Annotated in this window: 20 protein-coding genes and 1 pseudogene; 11 read left to right on the forward strand and 10 right to left on the reverse strand. The window is 41.8% G+C overall.

Annotated features, from left to right (window positions below):
• Positions 1-202 precede the first annotated feature (202 nt).
• Positions 203-1,210 (forward strand): Holliday junction branch migration DNA helicase RuvB, encoded by a 1,008-nt coding sequence (gene ruvB / locus E0H87_RS12495; RefSeq protein ID WP_044739349.1) that lies wholly within the window; start codon positions 203-205, stop codon positions 1,208-1,210.
• A gap of 219 nt (positions 1,211-1,429) precedes the next feature.
• Positions 1,430-2,782: an amidohydrolase gene (locus E0H87_RS12500; RefSeq protein WP_131323904.1), complete on the forward strand. Its 1,353-nt coding sequence runs from the start codon at positions 1,430-1,432 to the stop codon at positions 2,780-2,782.
• 103 nt (positions 2,783-2,885) lie between these two features.
• Here E0H87_RS12500 and E0H87_RS12505 read toward each other — a convergent pair whose 3' ends face one another.
• The 10 genes from E0H87_RS12505 to E0H87_RS12550 all read right to left on the reverse strand — a co-directional run bounded on the left by E0H87_RS12505 (position 2,886) and on the right by E0H87_RS12550 (position 13,005).
• Complete coding sequence (locus tag E0H87_RS12505; RefSeq protein ID WP_131323905.1) at positions 2,886-3,458, reverse strand: hypothetical protein; 573 nt, start codon at positions 3,456-3,458, stop codon at positions 2,886-2,888.
• Between the two features lie 466 nt (positions 3,459-3,924).
• On the reverse strand, positions 3,925-5,100 hold the full coding sequence (locus tag E0H87_RS12510) for an aminotransferase class V-fold PLP-dependent enzyme (protein ID WP_131323906.1): 1,176 nt from the start codon (positions 5,098-5,100) through the stop codon (positions 3,925-3,927).
• 182 nt (positions 5,101-5,282) lie between these two features.
• Positions 5,283-6,071 carry an amino acid ABC transporter ATP-binding protein gene (locus E0H87_RS12515; protein ID WP_131323907.1) on the reverse strand — a complete coding sequence of 263 codons (789 nt, stop codon included), beginning with the start codon at positions 6,069-6,071 and terminating at the stop codon, positions 5,283-5,285.
• The gene (locus E0H87_RS12520) at positions 6,061-6,978 is read right to left on the reverse strand and encodes an amino acid ABC transporter permease (protein ID WP_119063594.1); all 918 of its coding nucleotides are present in this window, start codon (positions 6,976-6,978) and stop codon (positions 6,061-6,063) included. Before E0H87_RS12520 ends, E0H87_RS12515 begins: the two co-directional genes overlap by 11 nt.
• Entirely contained in the window at positions 6,975-7,523 is a 549-nt protein-coding gene (locus tag E0H87_RS12525; protein WP_131323908.1) for a GNAT family N-acetyltransferase, read from the reverse strand. The genes E0H87_RS12520 and E0H87_RS12525 overlap by 4 nt, the downstream gene beginning before the upstream one ends.
• Before the next feature lie 9 nt (positions 7,524-7,532).
• The gene (locus tag E0H87_RS12530; RefSeq protein WP_131323909.1) at positions 7,533-8,501 is read right to left on the reverse strand and encodes an ABC transporter substrate-binding protein; all 969 of its coding nucleotides are present in this window, start codon (positions 8,499-8,501) and stop codon (positions 7,533-7,535) included.
• Position 8,502: 1 nt separating this feature from the next.
• The gene (locus tag E0H87_RS12535) at positions 8,503-9,504 is read right to left on the reverse strand and encodes an ABC transporter substrate-binding protein (RefSeq protein WP_131323910.1); all 1,002 of its coding nucleotides are present in this window, start codon (positions 9,502-9,504) and stop codon (positions 8,503-8,505) included.
• Positions 9,491-10,834 (reverse strand): LLM class flavin-dependent oxidoreductase, encoded by a 1,344-nt coding sequence (locus E0H87_RS12540; RefSeq protein ID WP_131323911.1) that lies wholly within the window; start codon positions 10,832-10,834, stop codon positions 9,491-9,493. Before E0H87_RS12540 ends, E0H87_RS12535 begins: the two co-directional genes overlap by 14 nt.
• 1 nt (position 10,835) lies before the next feature.
• Positions 10,836-11,987: an amidohydrolase gene (locus E0H87_RS12545; protein ID WP_131323912.1), complete on the reverse strand. Its 1,152-nt coding sequence runs from the start codon at positions 11,985-11,987 to the stop codon at positions 10,836-10,838.
• 13 nt (positions 11,988-12,000) lie between these two features.
• Positions 12,001-13,005, reverse strand: a complete 1,005-nt coding sequence (locus tag E0H87_RS12550; RefSeq protein ID WP_131323913.1) for an MsnO8 family LLM class oxidoreductase — start codon at positions 13,003-13,005, stop codon at positions 12,001-12,003.
• A 315-nt stretch (positions 13,006-13,320) separates the two neighbouring features.
• Here E0H87_RS12550 and E0H87_RS12555 point away from each other — a divergent pair, with 315 nt between their 5' ends.
• The 9 genes and pseudogenes from E0H87_RS12555 to E0H87_RS12595 form a co-directional block, all read left to right on the forward strand.
• Complete coding sequence (locus E0H87_RS12555) at positions 13,321-15,858, forward strand: TonB-dependent receptor plug domain-containing protein (protein ID WP_131323914.1); 2,538 nt, start codon at positions 13,321-13,323, stop codon at positions 15,856-15,858.
• 136 nt (positions 15,859-15,994) lie between these two features.
• Positions 15,995-16,615 (forward strand): glutathione S-transferase family protein, encoded by a 621-nt coding sequence (locus E0H87_RS12560; RefSeq protein WP_131323915.1) that lies wholly within the window; start codon positions 15,995-15,997, stop codon positions 16,613-16,615.
• 441 nt (positions 16,616-17,056) lie between these two features.
• The gene (locus E0H87_RS12565; protein WP_131323916.1) at positions 17,057-17,890 is read left to right on the forward strand and encodes an energy transducer TonB; all 834 of its coding nucleotides are present in this window, start codon (positions 17,057-17,059) and stop codon (positions 17,888-17,890) included.
• Between the two features lie 31 nt (positions 17,891-17,921).
• Positions 17,922-18,656, forward strand: a complete 735-nt coding sequence (locus tag E0H87_RS12570) for a MotA/TolQ/ExbB proton channel family protein (protein ID WP_131323917.1) — start codon at positions 17,922-17,924, stop codon at positions 18,654-18,656.
• Entirely contained in the window at positions 18,657-19,061 is a 405-nt protein-coding gene (locus E0H87_RS12575; RefSeq protein ID WP_131323918.1) for an ExbD/TolR family protein, read from the forward strand. It begins immediately after the preceding gene.
• Positions 19,062-19,541: 480 nt separating this feature from the next.
• Positions 19,542-19,949 carry a tol-pal system-associated acyl-CoA thioesterase gene (gene ybgC, locus E0H87_RS12580; protein ID WP_131263820.1) on the forward strand — a complete coding sequence of 136 codons (408 nt, stop codon included), beginning with the start codon at positions 19,542-19,544 and terminating at the stop codon, positions 19,947-19,949.
• Positions 19,950-19,972: 23 nt separating this feature from the next.
• A complete protein-coding gene (gene tolQ, locus E0H87_RS12585) occupies positions 19,973-20,671 on the forward strand; it encodes a protein TolQ (RefSeq protein WP_131323919.1) in 699 nt (232 codons plus the stop codon).
• Complete coding sequence (tolR, locus tag E0H87_RS12590; protein ID WP_131323920.1) at positions 20,671-21,120, forward strand: protein TolR; 450 nt, start codon at positions 20,671-20,673, stop codon at positions 21,118-21,120. Before tolQ ends, tolR begins: the two co-directional genes overlap by 1 nt.
• Before the next feature lies 1 nt (position 21,121).
• Positions 21,122-21,573: pseudogene (locus E0H87_RS12595) on the forward strand (protein TolA); the annotation flags it as partial.

Raw genomic sequence — 21,573 nt, forward strand, 5'->3', positions numbered from 1 at the left:
ACAATAAAGTTTCTGCGATATAGTCGATACGAACTTTCATTCAACGAGTTTTGCGAATGACAATGGTTTTGCTTACTTTTGCCAAAACAAAAGTAAGGCGAACCGCAGGTAATTCCCTAAGCAAAAATATTATTGAAAAGACACCACCATGCTTACTGCATGTTTCTTGTTTTAAAAAATGTATTAATTTGAAGTCAAACCTATGCAAGACCGTCTCATCGGTGGTTCCGAAAAACCCGAAGATCATATCGATCGTGCCATCCGTCCCACCTCGCTAGATGACTATATTGGTCAACCTGTGGTACGCGAACAAATGGAAATCTTTATTGGTGCCGCACGCGGTCGTGCAGAAGCACTTGACCATACCTTGATTTTTGGTCCACCTGGCTTGGGTAAAACCACACTGGCCAATATTATTGCGCGCGAAATGGGCGGAAACTTGAAATCGACTTCAGGACCTGTATTAGAACGTGCAGGTGATTTGGCTGCTATGCTGACCAATCTTGAAGAAGGCGATGTGCTGTTCATTGATGAAATTCATCGTCTTTCACCAGTCATTGAAGAAATTCTGTACCCTGCAATGGAAGATTACCAACTCGATATCATGATTGGTGAAGGTCCAGCAGCCCGCTCAATTAAATTGGATTTACCCCCTTTTACCCTTGTCGCAGCGACTACACGTGCAGGCTTATTGACGTCTCCACTACGTGACCGTTTCGGGATTGTACAACGTCTTGAATTTTACTCGGTGGCCGATTTAACCCATATTGTCACGCGTTCTGCCAATTTAATGGATGTGCCGATTACCCGTGAAGGCTCGGCAGAAATTGCGCGCCGCGCACGCGGAACACCACGTATTGCTAACCGTTTGCTACGTCGAGTTCGTGACTATGCGCAAGTGAAAGGTACAGGTGAAGTGACCCAAGACATGGCACAACGTGCACTCGATATGCTCAATGTTGATAAAGACGGTTTAGATACTCTAGACCGCCGTTATTTAAGCATGCTGCTTGAGCGATTTGATGGTGGTCCCGCAGGTATTGAAGCCTTAGCTGCTGCCATGGCTGAAGATTCAGGCACATTGGAAGATGTGATTGAGCCATATTTAATTCAACAAGGTTATGTAATGCGGACTGCGCGTGGTCGTATTGCCACCAATATGGCGTATTTACAGTTTGGGATGACACCACCAGAACCGAAAGAGAAATAAATAAAGGGAGATTTATTCTCCCTTTTTCTTTTAAATAAAACTCGAAAATAGCGGTTATTTGAGCCAACAACTCGTCTATCTAATGATAAGTTCGAGCATTCACAATATAAACCAATACTTTAAAAATCAAAAAATATACCTATAGGGTTTTTGCCTTATCTTCAGCACAATGGCATGTTTTACAGTTCAATAATGAATGATCACAAGGCTGTGTATTGCATGAAACCATTTCGACTGTCCTGTTTTGTTACATCGCTTCTACTCTGTAGTCCCTTAAGTTTTGCCGATTGGGTTCATACTGCGGTCGAAAAAAATGAGGCGCAGACTATTCAACTTCGCCATCACATTCATCAGCATCCAGAACTGGGGAACATGGAGTTTGAAACATCTAAACTGGTGCAGCAGCAACTAAAATCTTATGGCATAGAGGTGAAAACAGGATTTGCGAAAACTGGTGTGATTGGCATATTAAAAGGTGGAAAACCCGGTCCAACCATGGCATTACGCGCAGACATGGATGCATTGCCTATAGAAGAAAAAACTCAGCTCCCTTTTGCCAGTAAAACCAAAGCTACTTATCAAGGCAAAGAAGTTTCTGTCATGCATGCTTGTGGGCATGATGCCCATACGGCGATGTTACTTGGTGCTGCTAAAGTATTAGCTGATCATCGAGATAAACTTGTAGGAACAGTTGTTTTTATTTTCCAGCCTGCCGAAGAAGGTGGCGCTGATATAGACAATTTCACGCAAGGTGCTGAAATTGGTTCACGTAAAATGATTGCAGATGGTGCACTTAGAAATCCTAGACCCGAAGTAATCTTTGGCTTGCATGTGATGGCGGGCATGCCAAGTAACAATCTCTTTTATAAAGAAGGTGTGATGCTTAATAGTGCGGATCACCTGCGCATTCAAGTCAATGGAAAACAAGTTCATGGTTCTATGCCTTGGGATGGTCGTGACCCGATTTATGCAGCTTCACAAATGATTAACAATTTACAAAGTCTGATTAGCCGCAGATCCAATCTTACACAAGGGATGGGTGTGATTAGTATTGGCAGTATTCAGGCTGGAACAACAGGCAATGTTATCCCAGAGCAAGTTAATATGGTCGGCACCATCCGCTCCAACAATGAAGACATTCGCCAGAACCTATTAAAAAATATCCCCATCATGTTAGAACACAATGCTTTAGCCAATGATGTACAGGCAAAAGTCGAAATTGCTGCCTATGCACCTGTCACGTCAAACAATCCAACGTTAACCAGACTGATGCAACCGACACTCAAACAGGTTGCAGGTGAAGATAAACTGCATGTCCTCAATAATAATGCGAGTGCCAGCGAAGACTTTTCATATTATGGCCAACTCATGCCTTCCCTTTTTGTTTTTTTAGGTGCAACAGCTCCATCACAAAAAATGGAGCAGGCTGCACCAAACCATAATCCATATTTTATGGTTGACGATGCCACCCTGAAAACAGGCGTAGAACTCCATGTTCGTTTTATTCAGGACTATCCTAAGTTTGCCAAGCAAATCCAAAGCCAATGGAAGCAACAAAATGAAAAACTCTAATTAACATGATATGAAGAAAGGTGGTCATTCAGGATCACCTTTTTAATGCATTATACTGTCTAGATCATCTACCCATTCCCTTTAAGCCCAGAGGGTCAACACCCTAAAGCTCCCTCACTTCTTCCACCAACATCAGCTCACAGGCCCCATTCCCTGTATCTTCACGACTCAGTGAACTGCGCCACGTCCAACCATCTGCCGATTTCACTTCGACCAAATGTCCCTTTAAATAAATCAGGTCATCTTGATCAACATCTGCCAGTTGTTTTGCAATGGATGCATTGGCAGGAATTAAATGTGTATTGGCACTGTGTGTTTCAATCTCTTGGCGTGGAATCGGTGGTTGATTTTCATAACGCCAGTAATACCAACGATTACTTTGACGAATCGAAAGCTGTTTATACACCGCAGGATCAGCCATTTCTCCCCAACCAAGTGCAAAATCGACTGGGCTAAGCTCTGCTTCGCGTCCTGAACGATAGTTTTCCCGTGATAAAACCCGAAATTGTCCTTCATAATCAGCCAAATTGGTCATGGTATAACCATTAAAGCTTTGAACTGTGTCACTGACTCTTTGATAATCTTGAGCATTTTCAATACTAGGACTTGGCTTCCACCAATAAATTAGCCCTGCAATAATCACAATCAACCAAATTAAATAGGCTCTGCGGCTCATATCTCCCCCAAAAGATTGAATTGCCAACGCTCTTTTTATCCTATTTATTTCATTTCCCGCTAGTATACAAATTAAAATCTTGTGTGCTGATATGATTATTGCTCTCGATGCCACATCAAGACAAGATACATAAGATGCGCTATGACACCGCCCTATTCTACTGACAATAGGTTCATCTTATTTGGGACAACCACGGGCTTTGCTTGAAATTGGGGCTAGATGGCTATGATGAATATTTAAATAAAAAATCAACCATTATTAAATTACGTCTTACCTTTATAAAAATAAAGGACAATCGCTTTCAGGCTTATTCATTGAAACAGGATCAAGCTGAATAAGCCTTGCAAAATCGTCTTATCTACATCCGTTATTTTAATCGAATTGCCCTCCATCTAGTTCAAAACTTTTAAAGTCCAGATCAATGGTGCCGCTTTAAACGGGTGCTAAATTGATAGCCGCATAGGGCTTACACAAAGGACAACTGAAGTGTTTTCTCACTTGACTGTAAAAGAGTACGCAATTCATGCATTAACACTTCGATATGCTCTTGTGTGCTATACGCACCAAAACTAAAACGTACCGCGTTTGACGCTAAATTTTCACTCAGTCCTAAAGCACTTAATACATGAGAAGGTGCTGCATGATGCGAATTACAAGCTGAACCACTTGAAACTGCGGCAACCTGTTTAATCGCGGCAATAATCGAATGGGCTCGTTCGCCTAAAAAACTCACATTTAAATAATTTGCGACATGCTGTGTAGCATGACCATTTAAGTTCACGGGTGTCAAAGCCTGTAAACCTTGCAATAGCTTATTCCTTAGATGTTGAATCCGCTTTTGTTCATCCCCTAAGGCTAATTTAGCCAGTCGGCACGCTTCTCCCATACCCACAATTTGATGGGTGGCTAAAGTTCCCGAACGTAAGCCTTGCTCATGCCCACCGCCATGAATTTGGGTCTTGATGTGTTTTTGAATATCTTGACGAACATAGAGCGCACCAATGCCTTTGGGTCCATAGATTTTATGTGCAGATAGACTGAGTAAATCAATCTGCATCGCCTGTACATCAATCTCAGCCTTTCCCGCCGCTTGCGCAGCATCAACGTGAAATAAAATTTGATGCTGATGTGCAATATGACCAATCGCTTGAATGTCCGTTAAGGTGCCAATTTCGTTATTCACCATCATCAACGAGATCAAAACTGTATTGGGTTGAATGGCTTGTGCGACCTGTTCTGGACGAATCAGCCCCGTACCCAATTCAGGCTGTAAGTAAGTGACTTGAAAACCGAGGCTTTCTAGCTCTGCACAAGTATCTAACACGGCCTTATGCTCTATTTTGCTGGTAATAATGTGTTTATTTTGATTTTTATAGGCATCTAAAGTGCCTTTGATTGCAAGGTTATTTGACTCTGTCGCACCTGAGGTCCAAATAATTTCTTGAGCATTTGCATGGATTAAATCAGCAACATGTTGTCTAGACGTGGTGATATGTTTTGCCGCATCCCAACCATAATGATGCGACTGCGAAGCAGGATTTCCGAAATCGCCGTCTAAGGACAAACATCGAATCATTGCTTGCGTAATTTCAGGAAGAATAGGTGTTGTTGCTGCATAATCCAAATAAATTAATCTGCTCATTTTAATCACTATTAAAAAGAAATTTAAAATGATTATAAAGGATGAAATTTATTCTATTTATATGGATTTAATCATACCTTATCAACAAATTAAACTTATAAAAAAATCGTTAGTTTTATAATTCACTAACGATTTTTAATATATAACATTAAAATATATATCATAAAAAATAAGACTTAAATTTATAAAACCCGAGATAAAAAGTTTTGAGTCCGCTCTTCTTTGGGATGTTCCAGAACCTGTTGAACTGTTCCTTGTTCAACAATTCTGCCTTGATCCATAAACACCACATGGTCGGCAACTTCTCGTGCAAAAGCAATTTCATGCGTTACAATCACCATGGTTTTACCTAATTTCGCCAAGTTTTTGATTACATTCAAGACTTCCCCTACCAGCTCAGGGTCTAGAGCAGAAGTAGGTTCATCAAATAAAATCACTTTGGGGTCTAAGGCTAAAGCTCTGGCAATCGCTACACGCTGCTGTTGCCCCCCAGAAAGTTGTTTAGGCCATGCTGCAACCTTATCTCGAAGCCCCACTAAACCCAATAATTGATTGGCTTTTACAATTGCTTGATCTTTACTCAGTTTTTTATGTGCTAAGGGTGCTTCAATAATATTTTGCAAAACATTTAAATGTGGAAATAAATTAAAGTTCTGAAACACATAACCCACAGATTTACGCTGTTTTAAAATATCTCGTTCTTTTAATTCATAAAGTTTATCGCCTTTTTTCCGATAGCCGATAAACTCATCATCAATTTGAATAAATCCTGCATCTACACGTTCTAAATGATTAATAGTGCGTAATAAAGTTGATTTACCCGACCCTGAAGGGCCAATAATTACCGTGACAGAACCCGCAGGAATATCAAGGCTAATATCGTGTAATGCCGCATGTCCCGCATAGTTTTTAAATACGTGGCTCACTTGGATATGACCATTTGCAGGAGATGTTGCTTGATTAATGATCATAACTAGCTCCTATACGCGGTTGAGTCGTGTGTGGCTGCGTTTTCTTGAAAAAAGCAAAACTATTAATGGCTGATTTCCGCTCGCCTTTTGCCAATATTTTTTCGATATACCATTGCACGATGGAAAATACGCTAGTGACGATTACGTACCAAACGGCGGCAACCATCAACAACGGAATCACTTCTTGGTTGCGGTTATAGATCATTTGCACGGTATAAAAAAGTTCAGGCATTGCCAAAACATACACAATTGATGTGCCTTTAGATAAACCGACACATTCGTTGATAATCGCTGGAATAATACTGCGAATGGATTGCGGTAAAATAATCCGTGTCGTACGGCGCCACCATGACAAACCCAATGCTGCTGCTGCTTCAAATTGACCATGATCAACAGACAAAATACCGCCTCGGATGACTTCGGCTGTATAAGCACTTTGTACAATCACCAAACCAACTAAAGCCGTTGAGAACTGATCCAGTGCATTGATGGTTTTAAACTGGGCAAAGACCGTGTCAGTAAACGGTACACCGACATTGATATATTCATATAAATAAGAAAAGTTATAGAGAATAATCAACACCAACAGCAGTGGTAATGATCTGAACATCCAGATATACACCCATGCCAATGAGCGAATTAACCATGAGGAAGACAGTCTCATCATGGCTACAATGGTGCCCAAAATTAAACTAAACACGATTGACCAAAAGGTCAGTTTCAGCGTCATCAACAAGCCCTGAAGAATCGCAGGGTCAAAGAACCACTGTCTAAAAACAGGCCAACCCCAGTTTTTGTTGGAAAAAATCGACTCAGCAACCACTGCAATAATTAATATCGAAAATGCGACACCAATGTAGCGCAGTGGATGACGTGCTGGAACGATTTTATAATGTTCTAAACTCATGCGACCTCCTTTTGCAGTAAAGTCTTTCTAAAAGGAAGTCCACCGTATAAAGGCGCACCAATGTATCGATCAAAATTAAAATCTGGAGTGAGTTCAAACTGAGGTTCATAACCTAAGCTCAAATACAATTTCACGGCTGGAATTTGCTTAAACCCTGTAGTGAGAAAAATTTTGCTATACCCCGCAGCAAGCGCACTTCGTTCTAGCTCTTTAACTATTTTTGCAGCCAGCCCTTGTTTACGTAAATTTTGATGCGACCAAATACGTTTCAGCTCTGCGGTTTCTGCGTCATAGCGTTTATAGGCACCCATTGCAATCACTTCATCATCACGTTTCAGCACCACAAACAATCCATGTGGCGGTAAAAAATCTTCCGCCCCTTCATAGCGTTCCCGATGTGTGGCTTTTTTACGTTCATCAATGACTTGAGCATCTTGACGTGAAAAAAAATCACCATAAATTTCTTCATATTCAGCAAATAACTGATCCAGTAAAGGCTGTGCTTCAGGCACATCAACAGGCATTTGGATAAATTTTTCTTGCATAATGACCTCTTATTTATCCTGAATCAGTGGGTTAATCACTGATTGTGGAATTCCTTCATTTTGTAAACTCCAACGTGATAGGGCTTGGCTATATGTCCCATTCGCAATGACCCCGTTTATAGATGCTTGAACAGCATTCACCAAGCCTGTACCCTTTTTCACAGCAACAGCAACTGACCATGTTCCATCTAATTCGCCAACGGCTTTAATATTGGCACCATTGGCTTGTTGCCAGACACCCATCACATTGGGAATGAGGTAGGCATCGACACGACCAGATTGCAATGCCAAAGCTGCGGCTGCACCGTCTTCCAAATAAATAGGCTGTGCTGGGTTCAGCCCTTTTTGCTGATTGTTTTCAATCCAGTTCAACAGCAGTCGTTCCTGATTAGTGCCAGAACCAACCACGATTTTGAGTCCCGCAATATCATCAGGCGTTTTAATCGTTTGAATTTTGCTGTCTTTAGTCACATAAAAAGCCAACATGTCCTGACGATAAGTCGCAAAATCGTATTTCAGCTTACGCAGTTCTGTGACCGCAATATTGCTGAGTACAGCATCGAATTTTCCCGATGCTAAACCGAGCGGCCAGTTCTCCCACGAACTTGGAATCACCTGAAGTTTGAGACCTAAGCTGTCAGCAATTAACTGTGCCATATCAATTTCACTGCCAATACGGGTCTGGTTATCTTCTGCCAAAACATGGAGGGGTGGAAAACTGTTGGTCCCCACAGCAACAGTAAAATAGCCCTCATTTACAAACTTAAAACCTTGAGGCAATTGAGCAATTGCCTCTACATTTTTAGTACTATGAATAGCCACCATGTTATTTCTTAAGGTCTGTTGCTCTTTTTCCGAAAACTCAGTTTTCAAACGATTTTCTTGTGCATGAGTTGCTCTCTCATTGTTATAGCAACCCGTCACACTTAAAGCCGCCAGTGTCAGACCAAAAACCACCGCTGTCTGGACCTTGTACATTTTAGTCTCCCAACCCCGGCGGGTTGATTACAGAATGCTGAATCGCTTCTGCCTGTGCCCCCCAACGCGCTAAGACTTTTTGATATTCCCCTGTTTGAATTACTCCATTTAAAGCTGTCTGTACCGCATCGGCCAAACCACCGCCTTTTTTCAGCGTGACCCCCAATTCGGCAGGTCGTGTTCCACCACCGAGTGCTGTGCCTGCCAAACGGATTTTTGCACCATTTGCCGCTTGCCATGCATAAGCAACGTTAGGACCAAATAAGGCATCAACCCGCCCAGACTGAAGCGCCAAACTTGCGGATGCACCATCATCGTAATAAAGTGCTTGCCCCGGTGGCAGCCCTTTCTTTTTATTGTCCTCAATCCAGTCCAACAGCACTTTTTCCTGATTGGTACCAGAGCCGACAATCACTTTTAAACCTGAAATATCATCAGGACCTTTGATGGCTTTGACTTTACTTTTCTCTGCGACATAAAAAGCCAATACGTCTTGACGATAGGTCGCAAAGTCAAATTTCTCCTTACGCTCTTTGGTGACGGTTACATTGGCAATGGCTGCATCATATTTGCCACTAAGGACACCGAGCGGCCAGTCTTCCCACGAGGTACGAACCAGTTTCAGTTTTAAGCCCAAACTGTCTGCAATCAAACGGGCAATATCAATTTCAGTTCCAATATAGGTTTGATTATCAGGCCCTAATACACTTAAAGGTGGCGCTCCTGAAATTGCAGCAACGGTAAAATAACCCGCATTTACAAACTTAAAATCTTTCGGAATTTTTTGACTGGCTTTTGCATTTTGAGCAACATGAATCGGCGTCATATTCTGTTTTAATTTTGCAAGCTCGCGGCTATAAAAATCGGTTTTATCGGTCGATTTTGTAGACTCGGCTGTTGAGTTAGCCGTTTGTGTAGATGCCTGTTCTTTACTGCATCCAACCAGAGAAATTCCGAGAAGCAGTGCCAAAGCAATCGTCAAAGGTGTTTTATTCAACCGCATGAAGGTGTTCCTTTTCTGATCGTTCAAATTGATTTTCTGGTCGCTTTAAACCAAAACTAGCGCGTAAAGTAGTGCCCGGATATTCGGTACGATATAGCCCGCGTTGTTGCAGCAATGGCACAACTTTTTCAACAAAAGTATCTAAAGTTTTAGGGGTTGCACCCGCAATAATGAAGCCATCAGCCGCCTCTTCTTTTACCCACAGTTCTAACTGATCTGCCACTTCTTCTACCGTTCCAGCAAAAGGTGGACGTGGAGTTGCGGCTTGCAGTGCAACCTGACGTAAAGTTAAATTCTCTGCTTTGGCTTTGCGTTTAATTTCATCAGTGCCACTTTTGAAGCTGTTTTCACCCAGTGTGCCCAGTTCAGGAAAAGGTGCATCGAGTTCATATTGAGAAAAATCATGATGTTCAAAGAAACGTCCTAAATAATTCAGCGCGTCATCTATCGTGACTAATGCTGCTGTTTCAAGATATTGACGCTCTACATCTTCAGCAGAATCTCCGATCAACACCCCAATCCCTTGGAAAATGAGCAAATCATCTGCGTCACGACCATTCTTAATCACTTGCTGTTTCACATCTAAGTAAAATGCTTGTGCTTCTTCGAGTGTGGCTTGATGGGTAAAAATGGCATCGGCATGTTTCGCGGCTAATGCACGACCTGCACCTGATGCTCCTGCTTGGAATAGAATCGGACGGTCTTGTGGCGAACGCTCTACATTGAGTGGGCCTGCCACTTCAAAATGTTTACCTTTATGGTTCAAAGTATGTAATTTACTGCGTTCAAAAAATTGCCCTGTTTCTTTATTGCGAACAAAAGCGCCCTCACCCCATGAGTCCCAAAGCCCTTTTGCCACTTGCAAATATTCATCGGCAATTTCATAACGCTGGCTGTGCTCAGGATGCTGTTTTCGGGTATGATTTTTTGCAGTGCCCTCAAGTGGTGTGGTCACCACATTCCATCCTGCACGCCCACCACTTAAATGATCCAGACTGGCAAACTGACGCGCAATCGTAAACGGCTCACTATATGAGGTCGACACTGTACCTACTAAACCAATATTTTGCGTCACACTGGCTAAGGCTGAAAGCAAGGTAATCGGTTCAAAACGGTTGAGAAAATGAGGAATTGATTTTTCGTTGATATATAAACCATCAGCCACAAAGACAAAATCAAACTTTGCCCGTTCTGCTTGAAGTGCGACGTTTTTTGCAAATTCAAAATTGATACTGGCATCGACTACTGCTTCAGGATGGCGCCATGCAGACATATTTCCGTTTGCACCGTGTAAGATAGTTCCAAGGCGAATTTGTTTGTGATTACTCATGTTAGACCTCTGCATTTTTATGAATAGACTCAAGTGCTTGTGTTGCTAAGGCAGCAAAGTACTGAGCAGCTGGATAAATTAAAGATTCATTGGGTTGATATTGGGGATGGTGCAGCCCGAAGGAACTGGCACTGCCGATACTGACAAAGGCACCGGGGATCTGCTCTAAATAGGCGCCAAAGTCTTCACCGATCAAATAAAGTGGCGCATCTTGCACCTCATAACCTTGTGCACGCGCAACGCTTTGGCTCAGTTCAGCCCATGTTGCAGTGTTAATTAATGCAGCGGGTCCATTGTCCCAATCCACAGCAATCTCAACTGAATGAGCAAGTGCAATACCTTGTGCAATTTGTTTGAGTTTTTGTTCAACAGCTAAGCGAACCTCTGGAGAATGGGTTCGTACCGTACCCTCCAAGTGCGCTTCTTCTGGCAGAATGTTCCAACTGGTGCCTGCATGCACTTGGGTGATACTGACCACACAGGTGTCCAAATTATTAATGCTGCGACTGGCAATGGTTTGCACAGCACTAATCAACTGCGCTGCCACAACGATTGGATCTTTGGTTTCATGCGGACGCCCTGCGTGACCGCCCTTACCTTTAATCACAATTTTGAATCGGTCGACGTTGGCATAAAATGCACCAGAGCGTGTTGCAAAAGTGCCTAGAGCTAACTCGGGAACATTGTGAAAACCAAAAATGGCGGATACATCTTTCAAGGCACCGCTATTGAGTACTTCATAAGCGCCGCTATAAGTTTCCTCCGCGGGCTGAAAAATAACGCGTACCGTACCTTTTAATTCAGACGCTTGCGCTTTGAGTAAAATCGCAGCGCCTAAAATGCTTGAGCTATGCAAATCATGCCCACAGGCGTGCATGACCCCGTCTTGTGTTGAACGAAAGTCTTGCTCAATCTCTTCATGAATAGGTAAAGCATCGATGTCTGCACGAATAGCCACAATAGGATAACCCGTGCCAATATCTGCAATCAGTCCTGTTTTTAAACCCCAAGTTGAAGTTTCAATGCCGTATTCAGACAGCCATTGTTTTAATTTGTCGGTGGTTTGAAACTCTTGCCCTGATAATTCTGGATGACGATGTAATTCATGTCTCCAACTAAGCAACTGCTGTTCAAGTAATGGTCTATTTGACATCAATTTCTCCAACTTAAGCTGCAAGCACAGCGTGCTGCGCCAGTAAAGTTAGAGATTTCAAACGCGTTGCATGATCTAACAGTGGTGATTCAACAATAAATTCATGGATTCCATGTTGTTGATGTAAGGCGTATAACTGCTGATGAACATCATCGACCGTACCTTTTATAATATTTAACTGCTCTTTTTTAAGGCTTTTAATTGGAGATTGAGCTTGTCTCGAAAACTCCTGTCCGCTTTGTTCATTCGGGATTTTTACCCGTTGACCGTTCTCAAGTTCCAACGTCCAAACAGATAGTCCTGCTGCCAGTTCTTCTGCTTGATCACGGCTATCAGCCACAATAATTTGTGCCGCAACAATGGCTCTTTTTCCTGACGAATAGTGCGAGTAAGTCTGTAAAGCATCTTGCAGTAAGGTGGCATCGCCATTTAAATGTGCTGCAAATACAAATTTCCAGCCCAAATCTGCTGCAAGTCGAGCACTTTCAATGCTTGCACCCAGCAAGAACTTCTCTGCGACCTGATCTGGTGTTGGAGTTGCAGCGACCTGATCTGGCTGATTACGATCAAATTTAGAATGTAAATAACGATCTAATGCTTCTAGTTGTGCTTTAAAACTCCCTTTTAGTGACTGATCAAGCCCGAGCTGTAGTGCCTGAGTTGAGACAGGAAAACCACCAGGTGCTTTGCCAACGCCTAAATCCACTCGATTGTTTGCTAGACCCGCCAGTACATTAAAATTCTCTGCAACTTTATAAGGGCTGTAGTGCTGCAACATTACTCCACCCGAGCCAATTCGAATGGTTTTAGTCTGTGCCAATAACCATGCAATCAAAATTTCGGGGGATGGACTGGATAACAAAGCTGTGGAATGGTGCTCAGCCACCCAGTAACGATAAAAGCCTAAAGCTTCTGCCGTTTGAGCAATTTGCAATGCATTTTTAAATGACTGTTCTACGCTGATGCCTTCAGCTTTGGGACATTTATCCAGTATGCTTAATTTATAACTCAGCCCCATTTTCTATTTTCCAAAAAATATAAAGTTGGAACCTATTAAACGGATTTAGGTTTTAAAAATTAAATATTAAATAAACTTAAAGTTATATAAAAAAGTGAAAATATGATTTTCATAAAGTGATTGAATTATTATTAAAAATAAAGAAAAGCTTATTAATAATTTAATAAAAATATATTTATTCAAAACTGATATTTAAATGATTATTTAATATTTAACAATAAAAAAACAATCGCTATATTGACTCTCAGAGTCGAAATACTCATCAGATTATTGATTCAAAAAACTCCTCGAATTACATCATCATTGGAAAATATAATGTGGCAAACCAAGTTAATACCGTCTCAGCCTGAAAAGCTGGGTTTTAAAATATCCCCTCTCTATCAATCCATTTTTTTTGCATTAACTTGCGGAATTACAGGCTCAATCTACGCTGAAGATCTTCAGCAAAAAACCGTAACAGCCGTTGAAAAAGAAGATGTTCAACAACTCGAAAGCGTGGTGGTGGTAGGCAACCGCGGCGGTATTCGGACCATCACTGAAAGCCCTGCACCCGTAGACGTGATTAGTGGCGAACAACTTGTCAAGCAAGGCAATACCCTTGCGCTAAGAGACATTTTGGCAAAAGTGATTCCGTCTTTTAGTGTTGCTACCGTACCTAGTCAACCTGATGGTTACGGCGCTGTTGCCCGTTCTGCGGGTTTACGTGGTTTGGGTGGTGGTCATACCCTCGTATTGGTGAATGGAAAACGTCGTCATGTCGGTGCTTTAGCCATTAACAAATACGGTTTTGGCGAAGGCTACCAAGCCGCAGATTTAGACCTCATCCCGATTGGTGCTATTGCACGTGTTGAAGTTTTACGTGATGGTGCTGCCGCGCAGTATGGTTCCGATGCGATTGCTGGGGTGATCAACATTGTGCTCAAATCGGCGGATCATGGCGGCAATATTAGTACGACCTATGGCGGGCGAGAACATTATGATGGCACAGGTCGAAACGGAGAAACTTTTCAACTCAATGCCAATGCTGGTGCACCTTTGGGTCAAGAGGGTTTTATCAATTTTGGTTTTGACCTGAAAAATCAAGATGCTACCACCCGTGCTGGCCCTGTTTCAGGCAGAATCTACTCTAAAGTAAATGGTCAAGATGACCCACGTGAAGCCGCAATAGATCGTAATTTAAATAAATTAGGTCTACCTTCGGTCGAGCAGTTTAATGTTTCTGCAAATGCTGAACTGCCTTTAAGTAAAGCTGCAACCCTTTATAGCTACACCACTGCAGGTTGGCGTGATGCTTCTACAGGAGCTTCCTATCGTCGTCCGAACTCTAGATCAGGTATTGTTGAAATCTTCCCGAATGGTACAACACCCGATGTCATTTTAAATGAAACGGATGTGCAAACTGTTTGGGGACTAAAAGGTGATGATGTACTCGGCTGGGCATGGGATGCGAGTAGTTCTTACGGAAAAAATACACAAGATCACTCTACGCGAAATAACCTAAATCCATCTCTTGGGCCGTCTAGCCCAACGTCATTTGGTTTACAAAAATATGATGCTTATCAATGGGTCACTAACCTTGACCTTAAAAAAACCTTCGATATTGGTTTTGGAGCAAACCCACTGAGTGTTGCGTGGGGACTGGACTATCGTAAAGAAGGTTGGACATCTAAAGCCACTGATCCTTTAGCCTATAAAAATGGCGGTTATATTATCCCTACGGGTGATAATGCTGGCTTACCTGCAACAGTCGGAACCTTTGGTGCCCGTGTGCTCTTACCTGAAGATGAAGCAGATATTAGCCGTAGCAATACTGCTGCCTATTTAGACTTAGGTTTAGATGTGACTGAGAACTGGTTTGTCGGTTTAGCAGGGCGCTTCGAGCATTATGATGACAGTTCAGGCGATACATTTAACGGAAAAATTAACAGCCGTTATGAATTTAACCCACAACTGGCAGTACGTGGAACAGCTAGCACAGGCTTTATTGCACCCTCTTTATACCAACAAGGTTTTGCCAGTACAGGTATTGTCAGTACGGTAAACAATGGCGTCCGATCTGATGTCTACAGTAAATCCGTACGTACCGATTCAGCATTAGGAAAAGCTTTAGGTGCAGAGGCCCTTGATCCTACTGAATCGACGAACTTTTCTCTGGGTTTAACCTATAGTCCATTCAAAAATTTCAACCTTGCAATCGATGCTTATCGAATTGAACTGAAAGATCGTATTGCATCCACGGCGGGACTTACAGGAACGGGTATCAATAACATCTTGGCGGCAAACGGTTTTTCTAACGTTAACTATGTCACCTACTATGCCAACTTATTTGATACAGAAACTAATGGGGTCGATGTTATTGCGGACTATACTCAACAGTTAAACAAATATGGTCGTATCCGCTGGAGCTTGGGCTTCAACTGGAATGAAACCGATATTACAGCAATTGCAGATAATCCAAGCCAGTTAGACGGTATCAACATTGATCGTATCACCCGTCGTACCAAAGGTATGATCACCGATGCAGATCCGAAAACCAAATTCACGTTGGCTGCGAATTGGCAATACGCAAAACTGGATTTAAATACGCGCCTGTCCCGTTATGGCAGTTACATTGCACGCAGCGAAACCGCGGCGACAGACCAAACTTTTGATGCTAAATGGATTGTAGACCTAGACGCAACCTATAACCTTACAGACAGCCTGTCCTTGACTTTAGGTGCAGATAACTTATTCAACACCTACCCTGAAAAATCCAACATTGTCGATGGCTTAGGTGAAAACTATTATGCCCAGCTTTCACCTTTTGGGCTCTATGGGGGCTATTACTATGGTCGTGTCAGCTACCGTTTCTAAAAATATTTAAAGCTGAATGCTTTGGTGAAATTTCAATATCGCCTAAGCCATTTTGACTGTTCAGAATGGCGATTGCTTAAATACTGGATTTCACCAAAGTACGGCATCTTCACATTCCAAATCTTAGAGAAAATATATGAGCATCACCATTTGGGGTAGACCCAATTCTTTAAATGTCCACAAAGTACTTTGGCTAGCAGCCGAACTTGGACTTCAATTTGAACATATTCCTGCGGGACAACAGTATGGTGTGATTGATACTGCCGAGTTTTTAGCACTCAATCCCAATGGTCTGATTCCGGTCATTCAAGATGGTGACACAGTTTTGTGGGAATCCAACACCATTTTACGGTATCTAACTGAAGTATATGGGAAAAATTCATTATGGATTGAAGACCCCAAATTACGCTTTAGCGCAGAAAAATGGATTGATTGGTACACCACCACAGTTTTGCCTGTGTTTGGAATTGTATTTTTTAATTTGGTTCGACAGCCTGAAGATAAAAGAGATTTAGCTGCCGTTAAAATCGCAGCAGAAAAACTAGAAAAGATATTGGATGTGGCCAATAGCGAGCTGGCTAAACAGCCCTATTTGTCTGGTTCAAATTTTGGCGTTGCCGATATTCCTTTGGCTTTAGCCCTCAATCACTGGTTCAATTTAGATGTTGAACGCAAGCATGATCATACGCACTTAAAAGCATGGATCGAACGCATTAGAGCACGAGAGCACTTTTTAAAAGTGGCCAATATTCTTTAGTTAAGCGTTATTCTTTTATTTTAAAAATTTTAGCTTTAAATAGCATAAGGCTGTTCTATCTATGGACGGCCTTATTGCATATAAAAAGATTTATTTAGCAGAGATATAAAATCAGCCCCATAATAAAAAACAAATACAACCATAAATATATCTTGAATATAAAATAAATTATCTAAAATTATTCTAAAACACGATCTTTGATTATTCTTCTATCCCTTTTTATCAAAATACTAATCTAAAAAAGTTCTTTTTCTATTTTAAAAAAATCACTCATTATATTTTCAATATCTCATTTATTTAAATTAACTCACTCATCTGTGAATTAATTAAAAATCTAAAATTGAAAGAATATTTCCTTATTCAAATTAAGCGAATTTAATTAATGAAATAAAAAATATTCTGCAATACAAATTAAATCTTATTGAATGGTGCATTACTGATATGAGTGAAGTCAGTCGAAGTCCTTATAAAAAGGCAATTTTGTTTGAACAACTTCAAAATGTTCAGTCCAATGTATTTCATGCTGTAGATCCATTTGTTGCCCATTTGACGAATCCTATCGCAGCAGAAAAACCTGTTCAAACCCATAAGATCTTTTGGGCGATTGGTGCTGTTCTGGCTTTACATTACGGCATTTTTTATCTTGCAGAGCATCTTCCAACACCGCCCTTAGTCGTGAAAAAACCCGAACCTATCGCGATTGTAATTGAAAAACCCAAGGAAGAGCCGCCTAAGGTGATTGAACCCAAACTCAAACAGGAAATACAAAAACCGATCATTCCACCTGTTTCAGCAAAGCCTCAGCCTGTACAAAAAACCGTGGTTGAAAAGTCCGTGCAGAAACCTGTCGAACAGAAGCCAATTGAGCAGCCTAGACCCGTTGCTAAATCCGTTACGCAACCAGTACCGCAGGCTGAACCTACAGAAAACGTCACACCGACCCAAAAAGTTGCTGAACCTGTGAGTAAGCCCGCACAAGAAAACTTACCTGTGACAGCAGCCAAAGGTTATGCCGGTTATCTGAGCAATCCTGCCCCTGAATACCCAGAAGTGGCGTTAGACCGTGGTTGGGAAGGCGTTGTGATGTTGCGTGTAAAAGTTTCACCCACAGGCAGCCCTTTAGAAATCAACCTAAAAAATAGTAGCGGCAAAAAAGTACTAGATGATGCGGCTGTAAAAACGGTGAAACGCTGGAAATTTTCACCTGCACTGCGTGGCAACACACCAATAGAAGGTTGGGTCGATGTTCCGATTCACTTCAAATTACCCAATTAAACTGTAAAATTTTATCTTAGGAAAATTCGATATGTCTGATATTAATACGATTATTCATGATGCCACCATTTGGTTATTGATCGGGTTCTCGATCGTAACGTGGGTGTTAATTGTGGTGAAAGCCATACAAACTGCAAAAGCCACTAAACAAAGTAAGCTGTTTGTCGATAGTTTCTGGTCAGCTCAGAACTTGGCAGATGCAATTGGTCAGTCTGAAGATGCGCAGGGACCGACAGCACGTATTGCCCAAACTGGTTTTAAAACCTTGACTGAAGCCAATGAAAAAACCCATCAAGACTTACAGCAAACCTGGAGCCGTCAGGATTTATTAGAGCGACACTTACGCAAGCAAATTCTTGCTGAACGTCGCCAACTCGAAAAAGGCTCAGCCGTTCTCGCATCTATTGGAAATAATGCCCCATTTATTGGTTTATTTGGCACCGTGTTTGGGATTATTCATGCCTTACAAGCAATTGCCCAATCTGGCAGTGCCAGTATGGATGTAGTTGCAGGTCCAATTGGTCAAGCGTTAGTTGCAACAGGCATTGGGATTGCTGTGGCTGTGCCTGCTGTACTTGCCTATAACTATTTTGTCCGTAAAGTAAAAGGGATTGGTGCAGATTTAGATGACTTTGCAACAGACTTTGTCAGCCTCACTCAAAAAGTAGGTTTCCAACTTCCAACCAAAACTCAAAGTTCACATCTTGCCGCAAAACCTGTGGTAGCACATCCGTTATCATCTCAAGACAAGGAGGCTTTGGCTTAAATGGCGATTTCAACTTCTCAAGATGACGATGTGGTCAGTGACATCAACATTACCCCACTGGTCGATGTAATGTTGGTGTTATTGATCGTGTTTATTGTCACGGCACCTTTATTAACCAATAGCGTAAAGGTCAATCTACCCAAAGCTGCACCGACACAATCTACAGATCAAAACAAAGCACTGGTAATTAGTGTAAAACCAGATGGGGCTATCTTTTTAGATAAAGACCCTGTCAATCTCGAAAATTTTGAGCAAGCAATCACACAGCGTAAAAATGCCAACGGCAAGTTAGCATTGAATTTAAATGCCGATGAAACCGTTCCCTACGGCACTGTGGCCAAACTTTTAGCCAGTATAGAACGTGTTGGGGTAGAGAAATTATCCGTGATCACAACACCTCAATAATGCATTTATCCATTCTCTAGATAGACCTATTTTTTGAATAGGTCTTTTTTATATCAAATAAAACGAAATAGCCTTAAACCTCAAGTACATCCTGTATTAAGCACCCCAATGCATCTTGATATTTTTATCCACTGTTTGTACGTCGTTCCTGCATCACTCCACTTTCTTTGAAGCGACGACATAAATTTCTAGCAAGAGCAATGCTCAACAACAGTCAATATCAGCCTTATCAACTATGCCTTACGGTGTAGATTGCCCTCAAATATTTATCGAAAATGTCCGTTTTTAGTTTTTTGATCGTGCCTTGCTGGTTTTCAGATTGAAAACTTGTGCCATTGGACCGTCATTTCAAACTGCTAAACTTCATGGCATTACCTAACCCATAATACTGACCAACCTATTCACTGCAATTCCTCCCTGCAGCTTTGGACAGTCTTGGGTTTTGAAACGAAATATTAAATCTAGACATGGAACACTATCATGGCGAATAAGTTCGAATTTCAGATTCGTGTATATATTGAAGACACTGACGCAGGCGGTATTGTCTATCATGCCAACCATATTCGCTTTATGGAACGTACCCGTACCGAATGGTTACGTGCCTCTGGTGTAGACCATTACTGGCACCAAAAAGACTATAACTTTGTGGTGCACAAAATTAATGTTAAATATATGCGTCCAATTCTTATGGATGACCTTATTACTGTTACTGCAAGTGTAGTTTCGTGTAAAGCTACGTCTTTTGTATTGCAACAAAATATTTATCGTGGTGAAATCTTATTGGCTTCTGGCGAAGTCGAGTTAGCATGTATCAGTGCAGAAATGAAACCTCGTCGTTTGCCAGATGTAATTCGCGATCTAATTCGTAAAGAGTTAGAACAAATCTAAGAAAACTCGGCTCCAGTGTAACTATGGCAAATCAATTAGACACCACTCTTCACGTTTCAGACCTCATTTTACAAGCAAGTCCTGTCGTACAACTGGTGATGCTTTTACTTTTACTTGCATCACTCTACAGTTGGTTTCTAATTGCCAAGTTACATCAGAGCTATAAAAAAGCTCAGGCGGATGATGAACATTTCCAAAAAATCTTCTGGTCTGGTGCTGAACTGAATACGCTTTATAACAATGCCCAACTCAACTCTAAACGCGTAGGGCTAGAAGATATTTTCTATCAAGGTTTAGGTGAATACCTAAAACTCAAAAAGCGTCAAGCTCCATCACAACAAACCATTGAAGGTACTGAACGTATTTTACGTGTTGGCTTAAGTCGTGACCAAGGTGGCTTGGAACATGGTTTAGGCGCTTTAGCCAGTATTGGTTCAGTCGCGCCTTACGTCGGTTTATTTGGAACAGTTTGGGGCATTATGAATGCCTTTATTGGGCTGGCAGATGTCGATCAAGTCACCTTAGCGACTGTTGCACCAGGGATTGCAGAAGCATTAATTGCCACAGCAATTGGTTTATTTGCAGCGATTCCAGCAGTACTCGCATTTAACCATTTCACCGCGAAAGGTGAAGCAGTCTATTCAGATCGTGCTTTATTCGCAGAAGAAATGGTGGCGCTATTACAACGCCAATCAGTTGGTTCTGTTCAGGAAAATGACTGATGGCAATTCAACGTTCAGGACGCTTTGAGCGCATTAAAAAACCCTTAAAAAGTGACATGAATGTCGTCCCCTACATTGATGTCATGTTGGTGCTTTTGGTGATCTTTATGGTTACAGCACCCATGATCACCAGTGGCATTAAAGTCGATTTACCACAAGCCAATGGCACCCCGCTACAGTCTGAAGATGCTCCATCTATTGTCTCTTTAAAAGCTGATGGCACATACTTCTTAGAACAAAAAGGTCAAACGACTGGGCCGCTTGCACTTGCAGAACTCACGCAACGCTTAGTGGAGTCTCAAGCACAAGCTCAACAAAATAATAAAAAACTCAATGTTGTGATCAATGGTCATCAAACTCGTCCATATGGAGAAGTAATGGCTTTAATGTCAAGCCTTCAAGATGCAGGCTTAACCCAAGTGGGTTTACTGACCGAACCTTTAAAGTAATATGAAGAATTTTAAAAAGCCACCTTTTAAACAAAACGCAATTGCACTGGGTTTTACCTTCGGTGTACACGTACTTGCGGTTGTTGGCTTGCTTTATTTAGGTATGAGTAAACCACCTAAACCACCAGAGCAAATCAAAACCATATTAATTAAACCGCAAGATTTACAACCTACTCCGCTTGAAGAAACAGAATTTACAGAAACTGCGCATGAGAATATTGCCCCTGAAATTACGCAAACAGCTGAACCTGCGATAGAACCCGCTCCTGTCATTCCTGTGGCACCGCCAAAAACTAACTCTGCTGAACAACAGGCAGCTCGTTTAGCTCAGGAAAAAGCACAAGCGGATGCCGCTGCGAAAGCCAAAGCGCAAGCAGACGCTACTGCAAAAGCTAAAGCACAGGCGGATGCTGCCGCAAAAGCCAAAGCACAGGCGGATGCTGCCGCAAAAGC

It is taken from the genome of Acinetobacter sp. ANC 4178, assembly GCF_004331175.1.
Taxonomy (GTDB): Bacteria; Pseudomonadota; Gammaproteobacteria; order Pseudomonadales; family Moraxellaceae; genus Acinetobacter.